Raw genomic sequence first — 389 nt, 5'->3', positions numbered from 1 at the left:
AGTTAAGCAGCTCGCCAATATCCGGTACGCTGACCCCCCGGCTGCCGGACATCAGGGCGATCAGCGGGCTGGGGCAGGCGTACTGTACCTGTTTCTGCTCGCCGGCGTACCAGACGCGGGCGATCGGCTGGACTTTCACCGGTCGTTTTATTTTCAGCCGCGCCCGCTGCGGCAGGGCGGCGATATCCTGATACTCCCTTTCCAGTTTGCTCTGCCACTGCTCACGGGTCCACGGCGGCACCGCCCGCGGCGCTTGCAGGCTTTTCTCCAGCATCATCAACACCTGGTCGCGGGTCAGATTCTTGATGACGTGCTTATTGGCCCAGCCGAAGCGGATGGTGCTCGGGTCGACGAGGGGCGTCAGCGTGCGGTAGGCGCTAAGGGTGATC

The 389-nt window shown here is 63.5% G+C and carries 1 protein-coding gene; it reads right to left on the bottom strand.

What is annotated here, in order from left to right; all coding sequences use genetic code 11:
• Positions 1 to 389, bottom strand: a 389-nt coding sequence (gene tus, locus M3180_RS22410; RefSeq protein WP_251671642.1) for a DNA replication terminus site-binding protein, incomplete at both ends; no start/stop codon positions are given.

The sequence above is a fragment of the Paenibacillus camelliae genome (genome assembly GCF_023715345.1).
Taxonomy (GTDB): Bacteria; Bacillota; Bacilli; order Paenibacillales; family Paenibacillaceae; genus Pristimantibacillus; species Pristimantibacillus camelliae.
The sequence above is the reverse complement of the archived record's forward strand: the minus strand, read 5'-3'. Positions and strand labels throughout refer to the sequence as shown.